Origin of the sequence: Paenibacillus plantarum (genome assembly GCF_013141695.1) — a bacterium.
In the GTDB taxonomy this organism is placed as follows: domain Bacteria; phylum Bacillota; class Bacilli; order Paenibacillales; family NBRC-103111; genus Paenibacillus_E; species Paenibacillus_E plantarum.
Genome location: NZ_WHNY01000067.1, coordinates 231,037 through 240,931, shown reverse-complemented (window position 1 = coordinate 240,931; position 9,895 = coordinate 231,037). Strand labels below are relative to the sequence as shown.

The following is a 9,895-nucleotide window of genomic DNA, read 5'->3' as shown; positions in this document are numbered from 1 at the left end:
TATTTCAATGCTTGCTAATATTGGAATTCATCGCCATAAACTGACTGGGCATCACGCCAACCGTCGCTTTGAAAGATCGACTGAATAAATAAATGCTTGAAAAGCCCACAAGCTCAGCAATAGCGGTTATGGTATGAGTCCCCTCGATCATTCTTATTTTCGATTGCTCGATTCGAATATGCGTCAAATATTTATGAATCGTAATGCCAAGTTGATCTTTAAATAAAAACGACAAATGATTGGTCGATATTCCGACATGTTTACTTATCGTATGATTATCCAATTCAGGGTCCCAATATCGTTCATTAATGAATGTGATGGTGTTTTCAATAAACATCCACCCCTTCGTCATCTTCCCTTCTCGATCGTTATGGCCCACTTGTCCCTTCATAAAAAGGACTAACAATTCCAAACAAATCCCCTTTAGGATCAACGAATAACCCGATCTCCTGTCCAGAAACGCCTTCTGCATGATCAGGAATCTTTTCTTTAACTCGATCTGGTCCGGCAACTGCAGGCGGGAAATGGGGCTTGTCGATGCGAATTGCATCTCTTTTTCTGTCATCGCTTTTCGCTCTTCCGTAATCGCTTGGTCCTCCCAAGCACTTCGTTTTTCATCATAATACAAGTCAAAATGAACGATATATTGGATCAATGGCACCTCTGACGTAGAGCGAATAATATGCGCCACGAAGGGAGGCATAAGGAGAATATCCCCTTCCTTCACCTGATACTTGACTCCGTCCAAAAAAAATTCCGCTTCTCCTTGCTCGATATAGGTAAACACATGGTCATAATCCATCCATTCACCCGCCAGAGAGAAGGATTTATGAATTTTGACCACTCTAACGAAAGGTGTCATGCTGTTCATCCAAGACTCCATGTACTTCCCTCCTGCGGAATGATTGATGGTTGCCCTCAATAAGTAACTTTAATCCGTGCTCCCTTAGACGCCGACTTGGAAATCGCATCCAGCACCACTTGATTTCGATACCCATCCTCGAAACTTGGGGACGGATTCACATGTGTTGAAATTCCTTTCGTAAACGCATGTATCAGATTAATAAACGTATGTTCATAGCCAATCCCATGGCCAGCAGGCCAATAAGCCCCGGCATACGGGTGTACGCTTTCCGTACAATGAATCGTTCTAAAGCCTTGCATACCGAATACATCATTGTCCAAGTATAACTGAAGCGTATTCATATTTTCCATATCCCAACGTAAAGAACCTTTGGAGCCATTGATTTCGAGACGATTCCCGTTGCGGTTTCCCTTACCAAATCGTGATGCTTCGAATACACCAAAGGCGCCATTCTCAAACTTGGCCAAAGCCGCAACAGCATCATCTACATCTACGTCTGCCATAGATTGCTCACCTTCTACAGGTCTCTTCTTGATAAATGTTTCCATCATCCCAGTAACTTCCTTAATTTCACCTACCAGAAATCGAGCCAAATCAATAGAATGCGCCATAAGGTCACCTAGGGTACCTGAGCCGCATATATCTTTCTTCAGACGCCAAACTAGAGGGAAATCCGCATCCATGAGCCAATCTTGCAAGTATTGCGCTCTGACATGATAGATGTCCCCTATTACCCCATCATCAATTAGCTTTTTGGCATATTGTATAGCGGGTGCGAATCGATAGTTATGAGAGATCATATGGATCACATTGGCTTTCTGAGCAGCTTTCCACATCGTCAAAGCTTGCTCTTTATGCATAGCGAGAGGCTTCTCACAGATGATATGCTTTCCCGCTTGAGCCGCAGCTATGGCGATTTCCGCATGCAAATGATTTGGAGTACCGATATCAATGACATCAATATCACCCCTCTCTATCAGACGACGCCAATCAGTTTCATAAGATAACCATCCAAATTTATCTGCAGCACGTTTAACATTGGCTTCATCACGACCAACGATCGTTTGCAGGACAGGTTCGATATCTGTATCAAAATAGAAAGGGAGATCCCGATACGCATGGCTATGCGCTTTGCCCATAAACTTGTAACCGATCATGCCAACACGAACTTTTCTTGGAAGACTCATGTCTCGCTCCAATCAAATAATACACCACTGTATTGATCCTTATGCAATCGCAGACCCTCATACGCTTGCTTGGCTTCTTCCGGCTTCAGCACATGGCTGATTAGAGGGTCAATCTGCAACCGTTTCTGCTTCATCATCTCGAATATGATGCTCGAGTTTCTGACCAACGAATGTTTGACAAACTCGTTAGCCTCAATTGGATAACGCCATTCGTGCGCTCCCTTAAACGTAATGCAGCCCCTGCCATACAAATGGCAATAATTTAGTACATCCGTCACATCCGTGTTATATTCACCGCGAGGACTGCCTAAGAAAATAATTTCGCCTAATTTGGCGATGTAGGGGAGACTCTGGATCGCCACTTGCGGGACACCGGTTGCTTCAATATGCGTAGAAACTCCTTTTCCATCGGTAATTTTGGCTATCTGTTCCTTCACGTTGACTTGTCCACCATTCACTCCGTAGATCACACCACATTGTTCTGCGATTCGAAGTCGTTCCACAGATAAATCGATACCAATCACAGTAGCACCTTGCGCCTGCGCCAACTGTGCGGCCATATTCCCAATTAGTCCAAGCCCCGTTACGCTAACATAATCCCCAAATTCAATATTCGACACACGAATCGCCGTCGTTGCGACGGTTGCCATGCGAGTAAAAGGTACCCATTTCAAATCCAAGTTCTCCGGAACTTTAAGGAAAGTCCCCCTTATTGAAACGACCTCATACTTGGAATGGGTGCCATAATGAAAAACAATATCGCCGGATGTAAACCCCGTTACGCCTGCCCCCACTTCCACAATCTCACTTACAGCTGCATAACCTGGAATACCAGGCATTTGGAACCAAGCTTCGTTCCCCGACAACATGGCCAGTTCAGTTCCTGGACTGATTAAGGTGTACAGCTTCTTAACCAGTACCTCCTCTACGCCAATTAGCCCGGCGAAGTTCTCTTCTACCGTTTCTACCTGCCATGGACTTAGAAAAATCACTTTTTTATTGATCATCGCATTGATACACTCCTTTATATTGATCTCATTTTCAATATAAATGTTTTTACTTGGAGCGTCTTTGACGTAAAAAATGATTTTTTATCAAAAAACACGAAACCCAAAATTGGGTTCCGTGTTCTTGTTGTTGCTATTGTTCTTCCGTCTTATTGGTCAAAAATGCGAAAGAGCATCAATTTCGATGAAACACGCCTTTCCTCTTACGGATTGATCAACCCTGCCTGCTGCAGAAGACGTTGCGACATGACAGCAACTTCTGCTCTTGTCAATTGCCCTTTCGGTGCTAACGTGCTGTCCGTTCGGCCAGCAACTATGCCTCCCTGTAAACAGATGGCTATGCTTCTTTGCGCCCATTCCGATACCTGATCGGCATCCTGATACTTGGTAAGAAGTGCTGCGTCTGATACGTTCTCCTTCATGCTTGTTAATTTCATCGCATTAGCCATGATCATCATCGCCTGTTCCCTGTCGATGGTACTCATCGGCCGGAAAGTGCCATCCTCATAACCCCCAATAAGCTGGTAGGCAGAGGCAGTTTGAATCGCATCATGGTACCACGCAGTAGGAGCAACATCAGCGAATAAACTACTTCCATTTTGCGGCTTCAGTCCTAGCGCCCGAACGATAATAGCAGTAAACTCCGCTCTTGTAATGTCATGATCCGGGTTAAAGTGATTATCGTCTTGCCCTTGAATAACCATTCTGGCTGCCAAATTATTCACTTCTTTTTTCGCCCAGTGATTTTGAACGTCTCCAAACTCGATGCGGTGTGAGACCAAAAAGTAGACGCTATTCGTCAAACTACTTATTTGGGCCCAATATTTTCCGTCTACTTTCACTATCTTGGTCGGTACGTGCCGTAAAGTTCCGTCTTGATCGATCACGACTGCTGTCGTGATTTGCCCCACATCGGCTTGATCTTCGATCGGCAGCATTCTTACTACATAATTGCTGAACTGTGAAATCTCTATAGTTTGGCCCTTATAGCTTGCAGTCACTTTGAAGTCAACTGGCGAAGATTTCAGTACCAGCTCGTTAGTGGAAATGGTATTCTTTACAAGCTGCATCATATCCTCATTTGGTTTCACAATTTCAATCTGGATTGTAATATCTTGAAACTCCACATTTTCGCCAAACTGACTCTGTAAACTTTCAACTTGAATCTGCTTTGCTGGTAAAGTATACCTAGCTGCATCGGTTTGTAGTTCTAGCACAGCATTCTTTTGCTCCATGCTTTTAATCATTTGTCCGGTCAGTTTACCTATGAACGCGTCCGTTGTACCCGAAGTCGACAGAATAATATGGCTACCCCCTCCACCTGTGGATAAACGCTGCTCCAGCTTTTGGGCATCCACCGTATAAGTGGTTGTGGATTTGCCTCCTAGTTCATCCTTGACTGTGGAGCCCAACTCACCTATTGGTGAGGTAACAGGAGCTTGTCCCGATGGTGTACTAAATTGATCGCCATCACCACTATTGGACTGTTCTTCCGTATACGGAACCGCACTTACTTCTTGCGATGCTTCGCTGACTCCACCCGGATTTACAGCTTTAACGGTAAAATAGTACTTCGTACCATTGATCAAATTCACGACATCATACGTATAAACAGCGCCGCTAACTGTTGCAAGTTCGTTTCCATATTCACCTGAATTCATGCTGACAAAAATCTGATAATTCGTTACATGATCCATCGGGTCCCAGCTGAGACTTACTTGTCTATTGCTAACAACTGGGGCTTTAACGGTTGGTGCTCCAGGCGGCGATATTTGTGGTGTTGCACTAACTTCTTGGGATGCTCCACTTAATCCTCCTAGATTGCTGCCCTTTAAAACAAAGTAGTAAGGCGTTCCATTCGTTAAATTCACAACATCATACGTATAAACAGAGCCGCTAACGGTTGCAAGTTCATCTCCGTATAAGCCTGACTGATCACTGACATAAATATGATAATCCGTGGCTGAATCCAGTGCATCCCAAGTGAGACGCACTTGGGCATCGCCCGGCAACGCAGAGGTTACTTGAGGTACTCCCGGCATTGCTATTTGTGGCACTGCTAACAGTTCATTGGAAACGACGCTCTCTCTTTCACCACGAACTGCCTTAATGACGAAGTAATAGGTATCGCCGTTATTCAGCCCTTCAGCCTTGTAATTGTAAACTTCATTGCTAACCGTTGCTAGCGGGGATCCATATGAACCCGCTGTTGCGCTAGCATAGATGCGGTAATTCGTGGCCCTGTCTACGTTACTCCAGCTCAAATTCACGTAACCATCTCCGCTTATGACAGATAACAATTGAGGCTTGTTCAGTTCAGCTACCGTAACCGTTGCCACTTTTTTGAATTCACCATTCGAGGTTTTGGCTTCTATGAAAGCTGTTCCTAAGCCAATCGCAGTAACTAGTCCATTTTTATCTACCGTTGCTACATTTTTGTTGCTCGACGACCATAATGCTATATTGTTCGTTGTATTTGCTGGCAGCACCGTTGCTGTCAAGGTCTCCGTTTCGCCTGGAAGCAAGGTAAATGCTGTTTTGTTCAAAGAGATGGTTTCAGGAAAAACTTCTGGACCATAGACTTCAAACTCCCACAAGGAATAGCCATACTGCGTAGCCCTTACTGTACCGTACATCCTTACATATCGAGCATTGATCTGATTAAACGTAATTTTCTCCATCAAACCTTTGCCAGTGGTCGTGCTATACACGTTATTCCAGGTTTGCAGATCATTCGACACCTGAATTTGATAGCTTTTTGCGTAGGCAGCCTCCCAGTAAAGCCTCACTTCATTAATAGATTTGATGGTTCCCAAGTCAACATAAATCCAGCCTGGATCGACGGCTCTTTTGGAACCGAATCGGGTCGACATATCTCCGTCAAAAGCCCAAGGCGCCGTATCCACCGTACTGTCATTAGAGGAAGCAACCGCCGGCTGATTCAGGGCCAAGTTCGTCTGCGGCCGAGGTTCAGGATTCTGCACCGGTTTGATGGTAATATCGCTGAAATTGTCCTTATTCGCGAAATTCATCTCATATAAGCTTGTCGCAGGCTGGGCTTTTCCCGGCATATAGACATTTTCAAATGTGATTCCGCTAATAGGCGCATCGGGCAGTCCTTTTATTTTGGCAACACCCTCGCCAGCATCGCGTACTGTAATATTTTTAACCGTAATTCCTGAGATCGGACCTACACCCGAATTGCTCCCATTTACCGTAAAAAGCGTCATCCAAGCACTGTTATCTTCGTTGAAGCCGCTAATATCCTCGACATCCATATTCTCAAAGGTGACATTGCTCACAGCACCAGTGCCATATTTGTGATGAATGGCAAACCCGACAGCAGCCTTGTACACGACGCCATCTCGAAAGACTACATTATTCTGATCCTGCATAACCCCTTGGCCAATTTTGAACCCGTAGCACAATGTCCATGAGATGGCATCCTCAAAGAGCACATTACTTACAGGCTGTGGACTGCCGGGCCAAGGTACTTTGCCCGATGCAATATCCGTCGTTTCTTTCCAAGCTTTCGTCGAGAAGGGATCATCCAGGGCAATCCCGATCGCATTTCTCACTACGACATTTTGCGACTCGCACACATCAATCCCGTCATTTTCACCCATGCCCAAACTGTTAAAAAACTTCACATTCGTAAAACTAAGGTCATGTGATCGAACTGGCGTAACCGCCCAAGACGCGGATTCGCGTATGATAATCCCATCCATGATGAAATTGGATGTCGCGATGGGCACAACCAGATTGTTAATCATACCTTTGCCATTCGTCGATTTATCGTCATGTAGCGCAGCGCCATTCCCATCTATTGTTCCACGTCCATACAGCTTGATGTTCGTCGAATCAAATGCGGTGGAAATCCACCAGGTTGCCGGCCTGCCCATAGAATCCTTGTACCAGTGCTCTTTATAATCGGCTGTTTTTCCAGTTCCTATGAACACTGCCCCCGGCTGCATATAAAGCGCAGTATTGCTTTTCAGCACGAGATTGCCTATATAGTATTGTCCCGCAGGAATGTACACGATTCCTTGGACGCCGTTTCCTGCCTGGGTACCGTAACTGCTAGCATCGTCAATGGCTTGCTGAATGGCTGCTGTTCTAGCTGCCACGCCCGTTTTGTCCCCGGTTGAGTTAACTAGATAAGGGGCTTGTCCTACATTGAAAATACCTGTCCCTGTAGTTGCAGGCGCATCGTTCTCTGCTGGATCAGCCGCAATGACGAGGCGAGTCTTCCTGCTGTTCATCGTAACAATCAAATATTCGTCTTTCTGCGTGGTGAACGTCAAGGTTCGACCCACAACGCTGTCCGGTTGAATTCCCAGTTTCTTGGGGCTAATTGCGTAATCATGAACTTTGTCCGTATTTAATATCGTAACTTCGAAGGTCACAGGTCCATTAGACATGGAAAAGTTCGCATAATCATAATCGTCAAAAGCTTTGACTACCGGAATCTCCACGCCGTTCGCCTTCAGCGTGTAGTTAACGGAAGCCGCATACTTCGCTGGTTGATTATAGGGATAGATTACTGCTTTCGGAGCTGCTGCATTATTTTCTGGAGGCACTGCTGCCTCTACACTTGTTGTTAGCGGGTTAAAAAGAAACCCTGCCGTAAAAACAACCGCCATGATCATACTGAAAAATCGTTTCATTGTTATCATCTGTTAATTCCCCCCCTGTATAACTTCGCTGACTTTTGCAAGGATGTTAGCGCTTCCACTCTTTCATTATAACAACTGGGGCCATTGGTTATAATGCGGTAATCTCCATTTCGAGGGCAGATATTTATTGATATTGACGCTCAGCTACAACGCTAATGAAAATATCGAACGCATCTAAAGCTCATTTAACTCAATAAAAAAGATTGCCACTCATCCCGGCCTTACTGGCTAGGTGATTGGCAATCTTTTTGGTCACTGCTGCTTTGGCAAATTCAGATCGTTTATCCCAATAATATATCCGTATAATAATAGTGAGGCCCCGGTGATGTTGTATCGAGAAGTGCCACCGGCATGATATACACCTCAAGCGGTGAGCCATCGCTAATGGCCTCTACTTCCACAAGATGACTTCCAGCTGTTAGAGTCAACTCCACATACTGTTGATCAGGGGCACGGTGATACGCTGGCATGAACTCCAACGTTTCTTTGCATGAAATCACCGTCTGACCGTTCAGCTTCAGCGTTACGGGACTATTCGCTGCTGCAATAAGTCTCAGCTTGCGCTCAATCGGATTGGTAAGCTTTGTTTCCGCCTTATACACGCCTTCTACTTCAACTTTCTTCCACTGTACCCTATTCCCCGGGAAATAGACCACTTCTCCTTCGCCATCTTCGGGACCCCTGACGATCCATCTGGAGGAGTTGACCATGGCAAACGGTACTTTTTGAATCGACCATATCGCTTGATCATGAATTCGTGTCCAACTAAACGTTAGCTCATGACTTGCAGCTGCAATCGATCCAGCCTGGATTTCCGTATCCCATTGGAAGGATTCATCTGGTTGCAGGCTAATCTCAACCGTTGTTGGTCCATGCCAACCTGAAGGCAGCTCTAATGCTATATTCCCATCGATCTGGGTTAATGAGCGATTCGTCAGCGTGAACTGCAGTACCTTGCTTTGACCTGGTCCGATAGCTGGACCATCCGCTCCGAAATCGATGATTAATTCTGCATCCGGGTTTCTTTTCGTTCCTTGCGGCAGCAAGTAACGATTGGACGTTATTTTACTTTCCCAGAGCGTCCTTATTGCTTCTTCTGCTTCTCCCTCAACCAATGATTTGTTCCACGAAGTAGGAAGCTCTGGATGCACCATAATCTCGGTATCCCAAGCAGCGAGGATCTGTTTGCCCATACGGATTGTACGGCGCGTTAACTCATCCAAATTTCGGGGCGCTGGGAATCCTTTAATTGGGGGACTGACGACGATACGGTCACCTACCGGCTTTACCCACTTAGCAGGCAGGCCTTCCGGTCCTAGCAGCATTCCCAATATGGCACCCAGCGTTGCTGCGGTACAATCTGTATCGTAACCACAATTGACGGCTTTCAATATCGCGTCTTCGAAGTCTTCCCCATACAACCATCCAAGGATGGTAAAGGCAATATTTTGAGGGGCATCGGTAAAATTGTCACTGCCATGGTGCTCTAGAATGAGCAAACGCGTTTCAATCCAGCTCTTTCCTTCCTGATGCCACCGAAGCAGATCTTTCAAGGCCTTGGAAGTGCGACTCTCCTCAGGGATATACTTCATTCCAATCGCAATCAACCGATCCCTGTCTTTCTCGAAGAAAATGGCGCTTTCCAAAGCAGCGAAAAACATTTCACCATAGACCCCTTCACCGCCAGCATGATCTACGATCGCATCCTGATACGCATAGTGAGCTGCAATTTCCGGGGCACCTGGAGCTGCCATTGCCCATATTTCGGAACGAATAGGTGAGCCCATACAGTCATTGAATGGATTGTTGAACCAACCCGCAACTGGTGGAAGTAAACCTCTTCTTAAATTCGTCAATGCATAGCCATATTCATCAAATGGGAAAAAGACATGCTCTAACCATTCCTGTCCAAGTTCAGTTGCGGTCAATCCCGGACCATACTGCTCCAAAGCGTGCAGCCACACCAATTGCAGGTCCAAATCGTCATTCTCTAGTGGGCCGTCTGGCAGTTCCGGATAAAAGCTCAATTCAAGCAGCTCCTTCTTGCCCTCGACCGGTGCACCCAGCGTTCCTCCGATATTTTTCCCCAGCCATCCCCCAAATACGATACGATAGTAATCTTGTTCATTTAAAATGCTGATAGACATGTGAAAACCTCCG

The 9,895-nt window shown here is 45.7% G+C and carries 5 protein-coding genes; all 5 read right to left on the bottom strand.

Going from position 1 to position 9,895, the window contains the following annotated elements; all coding sequences use genetic code 11:
- Nucleotides 1-4: 4 nt before the first annotated feature.
- Nucleotides 5-883 (bottom strand): AraC family transcriptional regulator, encoded by an 879-nt coding sequence (locus GC096_RS24140; protein ID WP_171633840.1) that lies wholly within the window; start codon nt 881-883, stop codon nt 5-7.
- A 35-nt stretch (nt 884-918) separates the two neighbouring features.
- Complete coding sequence (locus GC096_RS24135; RefSeq protein ID WP_171633838.1) at nt 919-2,052, bottom strand: Gfo/Idh/MocA family protein; 1,134 nt, start codon at nt 2,050-2,052, stop codon at nt 919-921.
- Entirely contained in the window at nt 2,049-3,059 is a 1,011-nt protein-coding gene (locus GC096_RS24130; protein ID WP_171633837.1) for a zinc-dependent alcohol dehydrogenase, read from the bottom strand. Before GC096_RS24130 ends, GC096_RS24135 begins: the two co-directional genes overlap by 4 nt.
- Nucleotides 3,060-3,262: 203 nt before the next feature.
- Nucleotides 3,263-7,735 carry an S-layer homology domain-containing protein gene (locus GC096_RS24125; RefSeq protein ID WP_171633835.1) on the bottom strand — a complete coding sequence of 1,491 codons (4,473 nt, stop codon included), beginning with the start codon at nt 7,733-7,735 and terminating at the stop codon, nt 3,263-3,265.
- A gap of 281 nt (nt 7,736-8,016) precedes the next feature.
- Entirely contained in the window at nt 8,017-9,882 is a 1,866-nt protein-coding gene (locus GC096_RS24120; protein ID WP_171633834.1) for an ADP-ribosylglycohydrolase family protein, read from the bottom strand.
- Nucleotides 9,883-9,895 lie beyond the last annotated feature (13 nt).